Below are 15,848 nucleotides of genomic sequence, written 5' to 3'. Positions count from 1 at the left end.
GTCTCCCCCGGCTGGGTTGGGGTGCTTTTTGGGCCGGTTTGCGGGGGGGGGCGCTGGGGCCCCCCCCCCCCCCCCCCCGCGGGGGGGGGGGGCCCCCCCCCCCACCCCCCCCCCCCCACCAGGTCCTTGAGGGCACTCAGAGGGATAGCCCGCGCCACCCCTCCGGGTCCACTCCGCCCGGCACGGGAGTCCCCGCGTCGTACGGCTCCCGGGTGAAGAAGAACGACCCCAGGTCGAGATGGCTCACCGCCCCATCGGGCCGCCGTACCGCCCGCAGAACCTCACCGGCGAAGTAGCCGTCGAGCCCCGTCCACGTACCGTCACCGTTCGGCCGGAACCGCGACCCGCGGCCACCACCAGCAAGGGGCGACAACTCGACCGCCTCGCCGGCCTGCGGCCGCAGCACGAAGGTGTTCGTCCCCCAGTACCAGGGCCCCGCAAGCTCCAGCAGAGCACCGTCCAGCTCGGGCAGGGGCCGCCACGCCTCGGGGATGCGCGGCTCGGCATCGGCCACGATCTTCAGCAGGTCGAAGGCCAACGCCGTCACGGCAGGCCCGGAGGTGCAGTTGGTCAGCGTGACCGCGACCAGGCCGTCCTCCTCACTCGCCCACAGCCCGGCCATGAAGCCCGGCAACGACCCCCCGTGCCCGAACAGGGTGCGCTCGTCGCCACGGATCAGCTGCGTTCCCAGGCCGTACGTCACGTTCCAGTCCCCCGGTTGCGCGGGCGACGCAGGCGCCCGCATCTCCCGTACCGAATCCGCGGACAGAACCCGATCGTCGCCCTCCAGGAGGAAGGCGGCGAAGCGCGCCAGATCCGACGTCGTGGACCACAGCTGGCCGGCCGGAGCCATGAGGCCCAGGTCCTCCGCTGGTTCGGGCATCATCACGTCCGCCCACGGATGGACGGCCCAGCCACCCGCGTGCGGTGCCTTCGGCTGCGCACTCGTACGGTCCAAGCCAAGCGGCTCCAAGATTTCGCGGCTCAGCACGGCTTCCCACGAGTCGCCCCGCAGCTTCTCGATCAGCGAACCGAGCAACGTATAGCCGGGGTTGGAGTAGTGGAAGCGGCGACCGGTGGGGTGCTTGAAGGGCTGCTCACCGAGTACGTCACCGAGCTCGGGGCGCTGCGACGCGGGCGTACGCTCCCACCACTCTCCGGGGGTCTCCGCTGCCAGCCCACTGGTGTGCGCGAGGAGTTCCGCGATGGTGACGTCTCCCGCGGCCGTGCCCGAAAGGTGCTTCTCCAGAGGGTCGGCGAGGTCGAGGGCGCCCTCGTCGCGCAGCCGCATCACCAGCACGGCGGTGAAGGTCTTGGTGATCGAGCCGATGCGGTACTGAACGTTCTCGTCCGGTGCGTGCCCGTCGACGCAGGTGCGCCCCTCTGTCCACACCAACTCCCCGTCCCTGAGCACCGAGGCGACGAGCGAGGGCGCCCGCCCCTCCGCCTGAGCGGTGGCGACGCGGTGCAGCAGGGCTCGGCGGGTGGTGGGCAAGAGCTCTTCACGGGGTGATGTCATGGCTCCAGTCCACCCGTGAAGAAGTCGTGCGTCGAGCGAATTCCGCCTACCGCGCTACGCGGAACGCGTACCCACGACCAACCCGGCGCCTCTACCCCGCCGTCAGCACGGTCGCCAACTCATCCAGGCCGTTGGTCCGCCAATCGAAGGTGTCGGAGGACCTCGGAGGATCTCCGCCTGGTCGATGAACGTGGGCAGTGCGCATTCCCACCGCCTGAGCTCCGCGAAGGTCCCAGGCGTGGGCGGCGACCATCAGCACACGCTCTGCCCGGCATCCTGCCGCGTCCAGCGCGAGGCCGTAGACCTCCGGCGCGGGCTTGAAGGCCCGGGCATTCTCAGCGGACAGGACCTGATGCCAGCGCAGCCCAGCGTTTGCGTTGAGACGGAGCAGGGCCGCGCGACTGGCGTGGGAAAGCGCGAGGACCGGGAATCGCCCGGCGAGGCGCGTGAGTGCCGCCAGGGAGTCGTCCCAGGGCGAGAGGCGATGACCGGCCGTGGCCAGACGCTCGACGACCGCCGGGTCGGTGAGCCCGATACGGTCCGCTACACGGTGGGCCGCCTCGCGGTCGATGACCTCGGTGTTGGCGTATGCCCGGCTTCCCTCTTCGATACGTTGCTGCTCGAACGCAACATGCTCCTGCCAGACGGTGAGCAGGTCGTCGACCGACGCGTCGTCGGGGACACCGTCGGACACGGAAACCGCGTCGCGAATCGCCGCCCGCAGTCCACCTGGTTCGTCGACCATCGTTCCGAGGACGTCGAAAACGACGGCCTCGATGTGGCGTACCTCGGGCATCCAGCCTCCTGATCATGGTCGTCGGACGCGCTACCGGTCCCTCACGTCGCCAGTCCCGCACGACACCGATCCATCGCGTCACCGGTTTAGCCAGTGACGATCGTTGCGCCATTTACCGTCACCGGTCAAGATGGTGACGTGAAGTTCGCATTCGTGAGTGGCAACCCGGCTCTGGACCTCGTCGGTACCGTGGAGTCCCGTCGGGACAAGCCTGTCGACCTGCTGATGGCCCCAGCCGATCTAGAGGAGTGGGTCCGCGCATGCGACGAGCTGCCCGACCAGGTGACCGTCGACGCCGCGGCCTTCACAGCAGTGCTGGAACTCCGTGAGGCGATCTATCAACTGGCGCTTGATCGCATGCGGAATCGTCGATTCACTTCGGCGGACCTGGATACCGTCAACGCAGCCGCCGCCGGGCCGGTACCCACGATCGAACTCAGCGACGACGGCTTGCGTCTGTCAGGCGATCTCCGCACGACACAGGCCCACGTCGCGCGCAGCGGGATCGCCATGCTGGCCGACCTGCACACGTGCTTGAAGGAGTGCGGACGTGCGGGCTGCACGCGCCTCTACCTGGACCGCTCACGAGGCGCACGCCGCACCTGGTGCGGCATGGAGAGTTGCGGCAATCGCGTAAAAGCCTCGGCCTATCGAGCCCGCAGGCAGGCCGCCGCGCAGGGGCACGATCCCAAGAGAGGCCAGGTACCGACGCCCCGGGGCCGTCCATGACGTAACCCCGACCCGGGCGATGCCCCCTGCTACGTCTGCGCCATGTCCACAAAGCGCGAGTAGTGCCCCTGGAAGGCGACCGTGATCGTCGCCGTCGGGCCGTTACGGTGCTTGCCCACGATGATGTCCGCCTCGCCCGCGCGCGGGGACTCCTTCTCGTACGCGTCCTCGCGGTGCAGCAGGATCACCATGTCAGCGTCCTGCTCGATGGAGCCGGATTCACGCAGGTCGGAGACCTGGGGCTTCTTGTCCGTGCGCTGCTCTGGGCCACGGTTCAGCTGCGAGAGCGCGATGACCGGGACTTCGAGCTCCTTGGCGAGCAGCTTCAGGTTTCGCGACATGTCCGAGACTTCCTGCTGGCGGCTCTCGGCACGCTTGGAACCACCGGACTGCATCAGCTGCAGATAGTCGATGATCACCATCTTGATGTCCGCGCGCTGCTTGAGACGGCGGCACTTCGCGCGGATCTCCATCATCGACAGGTTCGGGGAGTCGTCGATGTAGAGAGGAGCCGCGGAGACCTCGGGCATCCGGCGCGCGAGACGCGTCCAGTCCTCGTCCGTCATCGTGCCGGAGCGCATGTGGTGCAGTGCCACCCGCGCCTCCGCGGACAGCAGGCGCATCGCGATCTCGTTGCGCCCCATCTCCAGGGAGAAGATGACGCTGGGCAGGTTGTGCTTGATGGAGGCGGCGCGCGCGAAGTCGAGTGCCAGCGTCGACTTACCCATGGCGGGACGCGCGGCGATGACGATCATCTGGCCGGGGTGCAGGCCGTTCGTCAGCGAGTCGAAGTCGGTGAAGCCCGTCGGCACACCGGTCATCTCGCCGCTTCGCGAACCGATCGCCTCGATCTCGTCGAGCGCGCCCTCCATGATGTCGCCGAGCGGCAGATAGTCCTCGCTGGTGCGCTGCTCGGTGACCGCGTAGATCTCGGCCTGGGCGCTGTTGACGATCTCGTCGACGTCGCCGTCGGCCGCGTATCCCATCTGTGTGATGCGCGTACCCGCCTCGACGAGGCGACGCAGGACCGCCCGCTCGTGGACGATCTCGGCGTAGTACTCGGCGTTCGCCGCCGTCGGCACCGTCTGCACCAGCGTGTGCAGATACGAGGCCCCGCCGACCTTGGTGATCTCGCCGCGCTTGGTGAGCTCGGCCGCCGCGGTGATCGGGTCGGCCGGTTCACCCTTGGCGTACAGGTCGAGGATCGCCGTGTAGATCGTCTCGTGCGCGGGCCGGTAGAAGTCGTGGCCTTTGAGCACCTCGACGACATCGGCGATGGCGTCCTTGGAGAGCAGCATGCCGCCGAGCACGGACTGCTCGGCATCGAGATCCTGCGGCGGTACGCGCTCGAAGGCGGTGCCACCGCCGTCCCAGCCACCGCCTTCACGGCCGCGATCGTGCTGCTCGTCGCGGCTCCTGCCTCCGTCGCGGCGCTGACGAGAGGCTGGCAGACGGTCACTGGGACCGCTGTCGGCCCAGGGGTCGTCCAAGGGCTCGGAAATACTCACCGGGCCACCTCCCTCACGTCCGCCGAGCGGACCTCGCCGTGCCCTTCTTTCTTACGGCACGACACTGACAAATGAGCGGCCCAACTCCGGTTCTGACGCGTCGGTTTTGCAGGCTTTCCGAGGTCGGATCACGAGGGGGGCGCCGCACCACGGTAGGCCCGTGGCCACCGTCAGCCAATCTGGTTATCCACAGGCGGTGTGGATGACGGGCGCGTTGCTGTGGAGAACCCCGCCAAACCTGTGCACGGCTCGGTGGACAGGCCTGTGAACAAGCACTCAGCCTTCTCCATAAACCCCCGCTGACCTGGCACTTTCCCATCCACCGGCTGTGCAGAAGAAAAACTTCCCCAGTCGGACCAAGATCGTGCCAAACGGCGTTTCGAAGAGTGTCCCACTCGAGACCTAGTAAGGGTCTTACGAGCTTTGCATCTCTTACCTGTGGAAGATTAGATTGGTGTCCATGACACAGGCTCCCGCGGCGACCAAGGCCGCTCGGCGAAAGCATGACCGAGAGATCATCGCACTCGCCGTTCCCGCCTTCGGCGCACTCGTCGCCGAGCCGCTTTTCGTGATGGCCGACAGTGCCATCGTGGGCCACCTCGGCACCGCGCAACTGGCCGGTCTCGGCGTCGCCTCGGCACTCCTCACCACCGCCGTGAGCGTCTTCGTCTTCCTTGCCTACGCGACCACGGCCGCCGTCGCCCGCAGGGTGGGCGCGGGAGATCTCCAGTCCGCCATCCGCCAGGGCATGGACGGCATCTGGCTCGCCTCCCTGCTCGGGGCCGCCGTCATCGCCGTGGTCCTGCCCACCGCACCCGCGCTCGTGGATCTCTTCGGCGCATCGGACACCGCGGCCCCGTACGCGATCACGTATCTCCGCATCTCCTCGCTCGGCATCCCCGCCATGCTCATCGTGCTCGCCTCCACCGGTGTCCTACGTGGGCTGCAGGACACGAAGACTCCGCTGTACGTGGCGATCGGCGGCTTCGTCGCCAACGGCGTCCTCAACGTCGGTCTCGTCTACGGCGCCGGTCTGGGCATCGCAGGCTCCGCCTGGGGAACCGTCATCGCCCAATGGGCCATGGCCGCCGTGTACCTCTTCGTCGTTGTACGCGGAGCCAGACGCCACGGCGCTTCATTGCGCCCCGACGCGGCCGGCATCAGAGCCTGCGCACAAGCAGGCGCACCGCTCCTCGTCCGTACGCTCTCGCTGCGGGCGATCCTGATGATCGCGACCGCGGTGGCCGCACGACTCGGGGACGCCGACGTGGCCGCCCATCAGATCATTCTCTCCCTGTGGAGCCTGCTGGCCTTCGCGCTCGACGCCATCGCCATCGCCGGCCAGGCGATCATCGGCCGCTATCTGGGCGCGAACGATCCCCAGGGTGCGCGTGACGCCTGCCGCCGCATGGTGCAGTGGGGCATCGGCTCAGGGGTCCTGCTCGGCGTGCTGGTCGTCCTCGCCCGGCCGCTGTTCATCCCGCTCTTCTCCAGTGACTCGGTCGTCCAGGACGCCGCCCTGCCCGCCCTCGTGGTGGTGGCCGTCGCTCAGCCGGTCTGCGGCATCGTCTACGTCCTCGACGGCGTGCTGATGGGCGCGGGTGACGGCCCGTATCTGGCCCGGGCGATGCTGGCCACATTGGCGGTCTTCGCTCCGGTGGCACTGCTCGTCCCCACCCTCGGCGGCGGGCTGACCGCCGTCTGGGGAGCGATGACGCTGATGATGACGGTCCGCATGGTGACCCTGTGGCTGCGCACGCGGTCCGGACACTGGATCGTCACCGGTGCCACCCGCTGATCCCGGACCGCTGTTTCACGTGAAACAGCGCATCCCGTGAAACACGACATCCGTCAGACCACACGTCCGAGAAACACGTTGGGCCGCACCCAGAGGGTGCGGCCCAACGTTTGCTTCAGCTCTGCCAAGCGCAGTGCTTAGGCGGAGACGACCTCGATGTTGACCTGAGCGGCAACCTCGGGGTGCAGACGCACGGACGTCGCGTGGGCGCCCAGCGTCTTGATCGGCGCGCCGAGCTCGACACGACGCTTGTCGATCTTCGGACCGCCGGCGGCCGCGATCGCCGAAGCGACGTCAGCCGGGGTGACGGAACCGAAGAGGCGACCGGCGTCGCCGGAGCGGACGGCCAGACGGACCTTGACGCCCTCGAGCTGGGCCTTGACCTCGTTGGCCTGCTCGATGGTCGCGATCTCGTGGATCTTGCGAGCACGACGGATCTGCTCGACGTCCTTTTCGCCACCCTTGGTCCAGCGGATCGCAAAGTTCCGCGGGATCAGGTAGTTGCGGGCGTAGCCGTCCTTGACGTCTACGACCTCGCCGGCGGCGCCGAGGCCGGAGACCTCGTGGGTGAGGATGATCTTCATTAGTCGGTCACCCTTCCCTTATCGCGCGGTGGACGTGTAGGGCAGCAGCGCCATCTCACGGCTGTTCTTCACGGCCGTGGCGACGTCACGCTGGTGCTGCGTGCAGTTGCCGGTCACGCGGCGGGCACGGATCTTGCCGCGGTCGGAAATGAACTTCCGCAGCATGTTCGTGTCCTTGTAGTCCACGTACGTGACCTTGTCCTTGCAGAATGCGCAGACCTTCTTCTTAGGCTTGCGCACAGGCGGCTTCGCCATGTGTTCTCTCCTGTTTGATCAAGAAGTGTGGGAACGGCCCACCTCTGGCCCTGAGGCCTAGAAGGGGGGCTCGTCCGAGTAGCCGCCGCCAGAGCCGCCGGAGGAACCGCCGGAGCTTCCGCCCCAGCCACCCCCGCCGCCCTGCTGCTGGCCGCCGCCGGCCGGCGCACCGGTCGCCCAGGGGTCGTCGGCGGGAGCACCGCCGCCACCCTGCTGCTGACCGCCGCCACCGGAGCCGCCGCCCCAGTTGCCGCCGCCCTGCTGCTGGCCGCCACCGCCGCCGCCGAATCCGCCGCCCTGGCCGCCTCGACCGGTGGTCTTGGTGACCTTGGCCGTGGCGTTCTTCAAGCTGGCGCCCACTTCCTCGACGTCCAGCTCGTAGACCGTGCGCTTGATGCCCTCACGGTCCTCGTAGGACCGCTGCTTCAACCGGCCCTGCACGACGACGCGCATGCCTCGCTGAAGCGACTCCGCGACGTTCTCCGCCGCCTGACGCCAGACCGAGCAGGTGAGGAAGAGGCTTTCGCCGTCCTTCCACTCATTGGTCTGACGGTCGAAGGTGCGGGGAGTGGACGCGACACGGAACTTCGCGACCGCCGCACCGGACGGGGTGAAGCGCAGCTCGGGGTCGTCGACAAGATTGCCGACGACCGTGATGACGGTCTCGCCTGCCATGGGGGAACCTCTCGGCGGGTTTGCTGCTGGCTGCTTTTGCTGCTGCTACTCGGATCCCGAGTACCGCTGAGCTAGGAAGCTCAGTGGGTCTCGGGACGGAGGACCTTGGTCCGGAGGACCGACTCGTTCAGGTTCATCTGGCGGTCGAGCTCCTTGACGACCGCAGGCTCGGCCTGCAGGTCGATGACCGAGTAGATGCCCTCGGGCTTCTTCTTGATCTCGTACGAGAGACGACGACGGCCCCAGGTGTCGACCTTCTCGACCTTTCCGTTGCCCTCACGGACGACGGAGAGGAAGTTCTCGATCAACGGGGAGACAGCGCGCTCCTCGAGATCGGGGTCGAGGATGACCATCACTTCGTAGTGACGCATGTGGAACCCACCTCCTTTGGACTCAGCGGCCACGGTCGTTCCGTGGCAGGAGGGTCGTGATGCGTACGCAACGGTATCGGCAGCCACTGACAATCGGGCTCCCCGATCAGTAGACCGATCGGAAGTCCCTGCCATGGCCTGGGCAGACACCGGTGCAGACGGTACACAGTACCCGCACCTGGGCTTCCGGTTGAAATCCGGCGGCAGAGGGGCAGAATCTGTACACATCGGGTGTGTATGGCGCTACGCTGCGCCGCCTTACGCAGGAGGTGCCTCATGGCACAGACATTGCGACCGAACACCGCTGGTTCCCTCTTCGCCACGGATGGCAAGGGTCATCCCATGCAGGACACGCTGCTCGGCGTGACCCTGGTCCTGGGAGCGATCGCCTTCGTCACGGCGATGTTCCACAACCTCCACCTGCTCAGCTCCTGGGCCGGCCTGGTGGGGATCGCCACGGGTGCGTGGGGACAGTTCATCTCCGAGACGACTCGCGAGCGCTTCGGCCTGATCCTCGGCCTCGGCGCATCGGCGGTCGGATTCTTCCTGGGTATGGCCCATGGCGGACTCTTCGGCGGGCTCTGGTAGCCGCCCTCCGACGCCCCCGCCGCACAGAGGGCCGGGGCTAAGGTTCCCTACGCCCAGACGGGGCGCTCTCGGGGCACAGTAGGCTTCGGCGCGAGAGCCGGAGCCCCTGTACCCATGGGGACACACCAGCCCGAGGAGCGCCCCGAATGAGTCTGACCCTGAGGACCATCAGTCGCGAGCAGCATCTGGCGTATATCCAGAGCCTGCCGTCGGCAAGTCATTGCCAGGTCCCGGCATGGGCGGATGTGAAGAGTGAATGGCGTTCGGAGAACCTGGGCTGGTTCGACGACCGGACCGGCGAACTCGTCGGTGCGGGCCTGGTGCTCTACCGACAGCTGCCCAAGGTGAAGCGTTACCTCGCGTACCTCCCCGAGGGCCCGGTCATCAATTGGTACGCACCGAACCTGGACGACTGGCTGCAGCCGATGCTCGCGCATCTGAAGCGGCAGGGCGCCTTCTCCGTGAAGATGGGTCCGCCGGTCGTCATCAGGCGCTGGGACGCTCCCGCGATCAAGTCGGGCATCCAGAACCCGGATGTGAAGCGCCTGCGGGACGTCGAGGCCTCGCACATCGAGCCGCGTGCCTTCGAAGTGTCCGACCGGCTGCGGAAAATGGGCTGGCAGCAGGGTGAGGACGGCGGTGCCGGATTCGGTGACGTACAACCGCGTTACGTCTTTCAAGTGCCGCTGGCCAACCGCTCCTTGGACGAGGTCCTCAAGGGCTTCAACCAGCTGTGGCGACGCAATATCAAGAAGGCCGAGAAGGCCGGCGTCGAGGTCGTCCAGGGCGGTTACGAAGACCTCGCCGAATGGCAGCGCCTTTACGAGATCACCGCGATCCGCGACAAGTTCCGTCCGCGGCCGCTGGGCTACTTCCAGCAGATGTGGCGGGCCCTCAACTCCGAGGACCCCAACCGCATGCGGCTGTACTTCGCGCGGCACAACGGCGTGAACCTTTCCGCGGCGACGATGCTCGTCGTCGGCGGGCACGTCTGGTACTCCTACGGCGCGTCGGACAACATCGGCCGCGAGGTCAGGCCCTCGAACGCGATGCAGTGGCGGATGCTCCGGGACGCCTACGCGCTCGGCGCGACCGTCTATGACTTGCGGGGCATCTCCGACTCTCTGGACGAGACGGACCACCTGTTCGGACTGATTCAGTTCAAGGTGGGCACGGGTGGAGAGGCTGTCGAGTACATCGGCGAGTGGGACTTCCCGCTCAACAAGCTGCTCCACAAGGCACTCGACATCTACATGTCGCGCCGCTGACCGCGCCGACCCGGCACAATTCCCACAGCCACAAACAGTCTTCTTACCTCTGATACACCGCAGCCACGAGAAAGGTTCCGGGATCCGGCCATGGCGCTCACGCTCTATGTCGACACCGCGCGCTGGCGGGCACACCACAAGCACGTGCTGGAGCAGTTCCCGGGAATCGTCCCGGTCTGCAAAGGCAACGGCTACGGCTTCGGTCATGAGCGCCTCGCTGAAGAAGCGACCCGCTTCGGCTCCGACATCCTCGCCGTCGGCACCACGTACGAAGCCGCCCGGATCAAGGACTGGTTCAGCGGTGATCTGCTGGTCCTGACCCCGTTCCGGCGGGGCGAGGAGCCCGTGCCGCTGCCCGACCGCGTCATCCGCTCCGTGTCGTCCCTGGACGGCGTACACGGCCTCGTGGGCGCCCGCGTCGTCATCGAGGTCATGTCCTCGATGAAGCGGCACGGCGTGAGCGAGCAGGAGCTCTCACAGCTGCACGCGGCCATCGAGGACGTACGGCTCGAGGGCTTCGCGATCCACCTGCCGCTGGACCGCACCGACGGCTCGGACGCCGTCGAGGAGGTCATCGGCTGGATGGACCGGCTGCGTGCCGCCCGTCTACCGCTGCACACGATGTTCGTCAGCCACCTCAAGGCCAACGAGCTCGCCCGCCTGCAGCAGCAGTTCCCCCAGACGCGCTTCCGGGCGCGCATCGGCACGCATCTGTGGCTGGGCGACCACGAGGCCACCCAGTACCGCGGCGCCGTCCTGGACGTCACTCAGGTGACGAAGGGCGACCGCTTCGGCTACCGCCAGCAGAAGGTCGCATCCGACGGCTGGCTGGTCGTCGTCGCGGGCGGCACGTCGCACGGCGTCGGCCTGGAGGCCCCGAAGGCGCTGCACGGCATGGTGCCGCGCGCGAAGGGCGTGGCCCGCGCCGGCCTCGCGACCGTCAACCGCAACCTGTCGCCGTTCGTCTGGGGCGGCAAGCAGCGCTGGTTCGCGGAGCCGCCGCACATGCAGGTCTCCATCCTCTTCGTGCCCTCGGACGCGCCCGAGCCGAAGGTGGGCGAGGAGTTGGTGGCCCATCTGCGGCACACCACCACGCAGTTCGACCGCATCGTCGACCGCTGATCGCAGCCGGACCGACCACAGGCCGAAGGGCCGGGAGCGACAGTCGTCGCTCCCGGCCCTTCGGTCGTTTCCGGCCGCATCGGCCGCCTGTTCGCTCAGGGTGAAACGTCGGTCGACGTGGCCCCCCACCGCACGTTGGCACCCTCGGTGGAGTGCACCGCGTGCCGCGGAGGATGGGCAGCCGCTCCGAGGACGAAGACGTCCTGTGCGCCGTCCAGGACACCCCCTGAGGGGTCGTCGTCCCCGGACTTGCGCACCGGGTCCCTCTCGGGCATCAGAATGTCGCGTACGACCACGGCGCACAGGTACAGCGTCCCGAGCAGGTGCACCATGACGGCAAGTTGGTAGCCCTCGGTCGGCAGGCCCTTGTGGGCGTCTCCGCTGGTCGTGTACGCGAGGTACAGCCAGATGCCCAGGAAGTACGCGACCTCGCCCGCCTGCCAGATCAGGAAGTCACGCCAGCGCGGCCGGGCCAGCACGGCGAGGGGAATCAGCCACAGCACGTACTGCGGCGAGTAGACCTTGTTGGTGAGGATGAACGCGGCGACCACCAGGAAGGCGAGCTGCGCGAAACGCGGGCGGCGCGGCGCGGTCAGGCCCAGCGCACCGACTCCGAGGCAGGCCAGCAGCATCAGCGCCGTCGCCAGGGTATTGACCGTGTCCGTGGACAGCGGTTCGTCCATGCGCTGCGAGAGGATCAGCCAGACCGAGCCGAAGTCGACACCCCGCTCCTGACTGAAGGTGTAGAACTTCGCCCAGCCCTCGCGGATGTGGAAGCCCGTCGCGTCATGCGTGATCATCACGGGCAGGTTCACCACGAGCCAGGCACCCACCGCGGCCCCCGCCGTCACCCAGAAGGCCCGCCAGCGCCCCGCCCGCCAGCACAGGATGAGCAGTGGGCCGAGGAGCAGCGCCGGATAGAGCTTCGCGGCGGTCGCAAGGCCGAGCAGGACGCCTGCGGAGAGCGTGCCCCCGCGTGCCCACATCAGCATCGCAGCGGCCGTGAGAGCTACGGCGAACAGGTCCCAGTTGATGGTGGCGGTCAGCGCGAAGGCGGGCGCCAGGGCGACCATCAGGCCGTCCCATGGGCGGCGCCGGTGGGTGCGGGCGACGCAGACGGCGATGACCGCCGTACAGGCCATCAGCATCCCGGCATTGACCATCCAGTAGAACTTCTCCTGGTGCTGGATGCTGCCGCTGCCCGGTGTCAGCCAGGAGGCCACCTCCATGAACACACCGGTCAGCACCGGGTACTCGAGGTACTCCATGTCGCCGGGCAGCTTGTCGAAGTAGGGCACGAGCCCATCGGCGAAGCCGCGCCCCTCGTAGAGGTGCGGGATGTCGGAGTAGCAGGCGTGCGTGTACTGCGAGCTCGCGCCCTGGAACCAGGCACCGTCGTAGCACGGCATCTTCTGCACCATGCCGAGCGCGAACATTCCGATGGCAACGAGCGCGATGACACGTACGGGAGTCCACCATGTCGCCGGGTACAGCACTCTGCGGCCGATGGGTCCACCGATCAGCTCGCTGCCGGCCGCGGCGACCTCGTCCTCCTTGGTCGGCCGTACGGGCTCCGGCTGTTGTGCACTAGTGGTCTTGTGCACGCTCGTGCGCGTCGTCTCTGCACTGGGCATGCCGCACATCCTGCCGTACGCACCTGAGAACACGGAGAGGGCCGCCACGCCGGTGCGGTGTAGCGGCCCTCGTCGATGCCCCGCTGTGCGTGTTTCACGTGAAACGCACTGTTTCACGTGAAACACGCACTTGGGGCTCGATCAGCCGAAGATGCCTCCGTCGCTGTTTCCACCGTCTTCGCCCGGCGGATCCGGTGTGGTCGGTGGCGACTCTCCGCCGGTACTGCCGTCGGTATCCCCGCCCTCCGACGTACCGCCGTCGTTCTCGCACTGCCAGCTCCAGTCGGAACAGGACTCACTGGGCGTGGGACTTCCGGAGGGAGTCGGGGAAGTCCCGGTTTTCGAGGGAGTCGGCGGGGGGGTTTTATCCGGCTCCTCGGTCTTGGACTGGGTCGGCGTCGGGGGCGGCGGCGGCGTCTCACCGACGACTGAACCGATCGGATCCGGGACCGGGAATTTCTCCACGGGCTGCCCCTTCAGGGCCTGCTCCATGTAGTCCTTCCAGATCTCCGCGGGGAACGAGGCACCGTGGATCTTCTTCTGATTACCCGTGCCGTACATCTCGAGGAACTCGCGCTTCTTGTTCCCCTCGTTGTCGTCGAGCCGGTACATGCTGATCGCGGTCGACAGCTGCGGGGTGTAGCCGACGAACCAGGCGGACTTGTTGCCGTCGGTCGTACCGGTCTTGCCCGCCACCTGTCGGCCGGGCAGCTGGGCCGACGTTCCCGTGCCCTTCTCGACTACGGTCCTGAGCACATCGGTGACGTTGTCGGCGACCGACTCGTCGAAGGCCCGCTTCGTCTGCGACTCGTGCTGGAAGACGGTGTTGCCCTTGTGCTCGACTTTCTTCACCGAGAACGGCTCGTTCTGCTCGCCGCTGGACGCGAAGGTGGCGTAGGAGCCGGCCATCCGGATCGCGCTCGGTGATGACGTACCGAGGGAGAAGGACGGGTAATTGGAGCTGGCCAGGCTCTTCTCCTTGATACCGGAGGCGATGGCCGCGTCCTGCACCTTGTCCAGGCCGACATCCATGCCGAGCTGCACATAAGCCGAGTTGACGGACTCCCGCATCGCTTCGCGGAGATCAATCTGATAGGTCGGCTTGTTGTAGTCCTGGCCGCCGTCGTTGGTCTGCAGCCACTCCTTGCCCTTCTTGTCCTTCCAGATGCTGCCGTCGTAGTTCTGGATCTTGAGCTTGTTCTTGCCGCTGTAGAGGCTCTTGGGGTTGACGATGGTGCGCTGGCCCTCGCCCTGGTCCGGCGGCCCGTTCTTGTCGCGTGTTCCGTCCTTGAATGCCGCTGCCAGGACGAAGGGCTTGAACGTGGAGCCGACCTGCGCACCGGTCTGGTCCGCGTTGTTGGTGAAGTGCTTGGTCGCGTCCTCACCGCCGTAGATGGCCTCGATCGCGCCGTCCTTGGGGTTCACGGACGCACCACCGAACTGGACGTGGGTGTCCTTGTCCGGGCGCAGCTTGGGTTTGAGGTTGGCCTTACGGACCTTCTCGACGGACTTCTCGAGCTTCTTGACCTTGTTCCTGTCGAAGGTCGTGTGGATCTCGTAGCCACCCTGCTGAAGGTCGTTGGCCGTGATCTTGCCATTGCTGTTGTTGATCACGTACGCCTTGGCCAGGTCGACCAGATAACCGACCTGTCCGCCCAGCTGAGCGTTGGAGCGAGGGTTCTGCAGCTTCGGGAAATCCTCGTACTTGGCCCGGGTCTCAGCGGTCAGGTGACCATCCTTGACCTCTTCATCGAGGATCCACTTCCAGCGCTTGGTGGCTCGCGCGGTGTTGGCTTCCTGCGTGGCCGCGGGGTCGACGGCGGCTGATCCCGCGGGGTCGTAGTACGTGGCGCCCTTGAGCACCGTCGCCAGGAGCGCGCACTGGCTGGGGTCCAGCTCAGTGGCGTCCACGCCGAAGTAGGCACGGGCGGCGGCCTGGATGCCGTAGGCCCCACGGCCGTAGTAGGCGGTATTGAGATACCCCGCCATGATCTCTTCCTTGGAGACCGTCCGGCCGACCTTTATGGAGATGAACAGCTCTTTGAACTTACGCGTGAACGTCTGCGACTGGTCACCCAGGCGCGCGTTCTTCACGTACTGCTGCGTGATGGTCGAGCCACCCTGGGTCTCTCCGCCCTTGGCCATGTTGACCACGGCACGCGTGATGCCCATGGGGTCGACGCCCTTGTCGTCCTCGAACGACTTGTTCTCGGCCGAGATGACGGCGGTCCGCATCTCCTTGGGGATCTTGTCGTAGTCGATGATCTGGCGGTTCGTCTCACCGCCGGTCGCGACCATCTGCTTGCCGTCGCCCCAGTAGTAGACGTTGTTCTGAGCCGTGGCCGCATCATCGACCTTCGGCACCGCCACCAGGGCGTACGCGATTCCCGTGACCGCCATCATGCCGCCGAGGAAGCCGACGAACAGACCGGTGACAAGGCGCCAGGACGGTACCCAGCGCCGCAGACCGTCCTTCTCCGCGCGCGGGTAGTCGATGAACCGCTTCTTGCGGGGCTCATGACCGCCACGGCCTCGGCCGCGGCCCGGCCCGTTCGGGCCGCCACCACCGCGTCGTCCTCCGCCACCGGCGCCTCCGCGCCCGGCACCGGACCCGTCGGCCGCTCTGCGGCGCCCGCCGGAGCCTACGGAACCGCTGCGTTGCGCGGCACGGCGGGCCTCGGCACGGCCGCCGTAGGAACGGTCCCCGTCATCAGGGGCCCCTGATCCGTGCGAGCCGGTTGAGGATGTGGGCGATCCAGTGGCGCCACGCGGTGCAGCGCGGCGGCCGGACGACGTGCCTGGGACGCCGCGTCTGGCCGCGGCGCGTCCGCCGCCCTGCGGCTGCGGCGGTTTGCGACGGTGCTCGCTCATCGAACGATTACTCCTCGGGCAGGCGCAGGTATCCGCGCCTGGAAACGGCGGCTGGTTTCCGGTCCCCCCGAAGTACGGATGCGCCCATACCTGCGCTCACCCGCACTACACCAGGGAGAACGACGCCCTC

14 protein-coding genes are annotated in these 15,848 nt (G+C 67.3%); 5 read left to right on the top strand and 9 right to left on the bottom strand.

Features of this window, described 5'->3' with window-relative positions:
• Positions 1 to 136: 136 nt before the first annotated feature.
• Positions 137 to 1,519 carry a serine hydrolase domain-containing protein gene (locus tag ACFVXC_RS08425; RefSeq protein ID WP_389902782.1) on the bottom strand — a complete coding sequence of 461 codons (1,383 nt, stop codon included), beginning with the start codon at positions 1,517 to 1,519 and terminating at the stop codon, positions 137 to 139.
• A 91-nt stretch (positions 1,520 to 1,610) separates the two neighbouring features.
• Positions 1,611 to 2,315: a haloacid dehalogenase type II gene (locus ACFVXC_RS08420; RefSeq protein ID WP_389902780.1), complete on the bottom strand. Its 705-nt coding sequence runs from the start codon at positions 2,313 to 2,315 to the stop codon at positions 1,611 to 1,613.
• A 93-nt stretch (positions 2,316 to 2,408) separates the two neighbouring features.
• Between ACFVXC_RS08420 and ACFVXC_RS08415 the strand changes: the two genes are divergently transcribed.
• Complete coding sequence (locus ACFVXC_RS08415; protein ID WP_389902779.1) at positions 2,409 to 3,044, top strand: CGNR zinc finger domain-containing protein; 636 nt, start codon at positions 2,409 to 2,411, stop codon at positions 3,042 to 3,044.
• Between the two features lie 29 nt (positions 3,045 to 3,073).
• On the opposite strand, the gene dnaB is transcribed toward ACFVXC_RS08415, so the two are convergent.
• Positions 3,074 to 4,552 (bottom strand): replicative DNA helicase, encoded by a 1,479-nt coding sequence (dnaB, locus tag ACFVXC_RS08410; RefSeq protein WP_389902777.1) that lies wholly within the window; start codon positions 4,550 to 4,552, stop codon positions 3,074 to 3,076.
• A gap of 460 nt (positions 4,553 to 5,012) precedes the next feature.
• Between dnaB and ACFVXC_RS08405 the strand changes: the two genes are divergently transcribed.
• Positions 5,013 to 6,350 (top strand): MATE family efflux transporter, encoded by a 1,338-nt coding sequence (locus ACFVXC_RS08405; RefSeq protein WP_389902775.1) that lies wholly within the window; start codon positions 5,013 to 5,015, stop codon positions 6,348 to 6,350.
• 137 nt (positions 6,351 to 6,487) lie between these two features.
• Here ACFVXC_RS08405 and rplI read toward each other — a convergent pair whose 3' ends face one another.
• From rplI to rpsF, 4 genes are all read right to left on the bottom strand, one after another.
• The gene (gene rplI / locus ACFVXC_RS08400) at positions 6,488 to 6,934 is read right to left on the bottom strand and encodes a 50S ribosomal protein L9 (RefSeq protein ID WP_383272450.1); all 447 of its coding nucleotides are present in this window, start codon (positions 6,932 to 6,934) and stop codon (positions 6,488 to 6,490) included.
• 18 nt (positions 6,935 to 6,952) lie between these two features.
• On the bottom strand, positions 6,953 to 7,189 hold the full coding sequence (gene rpsR / locus ACFVXC_RS08395; protein WP_003949403.1) for a 30S ribosomal protein S18: 237 nt from the start codon (positions 7,187 to 7,189) through the stop codon (positions 6,953 to 6,955).
• 57 nt (positions 7,190 to 7,246) lie between these two features.
• Complete coding sequence (locus tag ACFVXC_RS08390) at positions 7,247 to 7,864, bottom strand: single-stranded DNA-binding protein (RefSeq protein ID WP_389902773.1); 618 nt, start codon at positions 7,862 to 7,864, stop codon at positions 7,247 to 7,249.
• 80 nt (positions 7,865 to 7,944) lie between these two features.
• Entirely contained in the window at positions 7,945 to 8,235 is a 291-nt protein-coding gene (gene rpsF / locus ACFVXC_RS08385; protein ID WP_006604399.1) for a 30S ribosomal protein S6, read from the bottom strand.
• Between the two features lie 276 nt (positions 8,236 to 8,511).
• Between rpsF and ACFVXC_RS08380 the strand changes: the two genes are divergently transcribed.
• From ACFVXC_RS08380 to ACFVXC_RS08370, 3 genes are all read left to right on the top strand, one after another.
• Positions 8,512 to 8,823, top strand: a complete 312-nt coding sequence (locus tag ACFVXC_RS08380; RefSeq protein ID WP_389902772.1) for a hypothetical protein — start codon at positions 8,512 to 8,514, stop codon at positions 8,821 to 8,823.
• A 146-nt stretch (positions 8,824 to 8,969) separates the two neighbouring features.
• Positions 8,970 to 10,091, top strand: coding sequence for a peptidoglycan bridge formation glycyltransferase FemA/FemB family protein (locus ACFVXC_RS08375; protein ID WP_361828908.1), 1,122 nt, complete (start codon positions 8,970 to 8,972; stop codon positions 10,089 to 10,091).
• Positions 10,092 to 10,181: 90 nt separating this feature from the next.
• Complete coding sequence (locus tag ACFVXC_RS08370; protein ID WP_351169220.1) at positions 10,182 to 11,213, top strand: alanine racemase; 1,032 nt, start codon at positions 10,182 to 10,184, stop codon at positions 11,211 to 11,213.
• Positions 11,214 to 11,308: 95 nt separating this feature from the next.
• Here ACFVXC_RS08370 and ACFVXC_RS08365 read toward each other — a convergent pair whose 3' ends face one another.
• Positions 11,309 to 12,856, bottom strand: a complete 1,548-nt coding sequence (locus ACFVXC_RS08365; protein WP_389903038.1) for a glycosyltransferase family 87 protein — start codon at positions 12,854 to 12,856, stop codon at positions 11,309 to 11,311.
• A 132-nt stretch (positions 12,857 to 12,988) separates the two neighbouring features.
• On the bottom strand, positions 12,989 to 15,718 hold the full coding sequence (locus ACFVXC_RS08360; protein ID WP_389902770.1) for a transglycosylase domain-containing protein: 2,730 nt from the start codon (positions 15,716 to 15,718) through the stop codon (positions 12,989 to 12,991).
• Positions 15,719 to 15,848: the final 130 nt, after the last annotated feature.

It is taken from the genome of Streptomyces sp. NPDC058257 (genome assembly GCF_042881845.1).
Lineage (GTDB): Bacteria > Actinomycetota > Actinomycetes > Streptomycetales > Streptomycetaceae > Streptomyces.
Note: the sequence above shows the minus strand (reverse complement) of the source record. Positions and strands in the feature narration are given on the sequence as shown.

Coding starts and splice junctions, on each gene's coding strand:
- rpsF (WP_006604399.1), bottom strand. CDS start 8,235: ATGCGTCACTACGAAGTGATGGTCATCCTCGACCCCGATCTCGAGGAG.
- ACFVXC_RS08370 (WP_351169220.1), top strand. CDS start 10,182: ATGGCGCTCACGCTCTATGTCGACACCGCGCGCTGGCGGGCACACCAC.
- rpsR (WP_003949403.1), bottom strand. CDS start 7,189: ATGGCGAAGCCGCCTGTGCGCAAGCCTAAGAAGAAGGTCTGCGCATTC.
- ACFVXC_RS08420 (WP_389902780.1), bottom strand. CDS start 2,315: ATGCCCGAGGTACGCCACATCGAGGCCGTCGTTTTCGACGTCCTCGGA.
- ACFVXC_RS08360 (WP_389902770.1), bottom strand. CDS start 15,718: ATGAGCGAGCACCGTCGCAAACCGCCGCAGCCGCAGGGCGGCGGACGC.
- ACFVXC_RS08405 (WP_389902775.1), top strand. CDS start 5,013: ATGACACAGGCTCCCGCGGCGACCAAGGCCGCTCGGCGAAAGCATGAC.
- ACFVXC_RS08390 (WP_389902773.1), bottom strand. CDS start 7,864: ATGGCAGGCGAGACCGTCATCACGGTCGTCGGCAATCTTGTCGACGAC.
- ACFVXC_RS08375 (WP_361828908.1), top strand. CDS start 8,970: ATGAGTCTGACCCTGAGGACCATCAGTCGCGAGCAGCATCTGGCGTAT.
- rplI (WP_383272450.1), bottom strand. CDS start 6,934: ATGAAGATCATCCTCACCCACGAGGTCTCCGGCCTCGGCGCCGCCGGC.
- ACFVXC_RS08380 (WP_389902772.1), top strand. CDS start 8,512: ATGGCACAGACATTGCGACCGAACACCGCTGGTTCCCTCTTCGCCACG.
- ACFVXC_RS08425 (WP_389902782.1), bottom strand. CDS start 1,519: ATGACATCACCCCGTGAAGAGCTCTTGCCCACCACCCGCCGAGCCCTG.
- ACFVXC_RS08365 (WP_389903038.1), bottom strand. CDS start 12,856: ATGTGCGGCATGCCCAGTGCAGAGACGACGCGCACGAGCGTGCACAAG.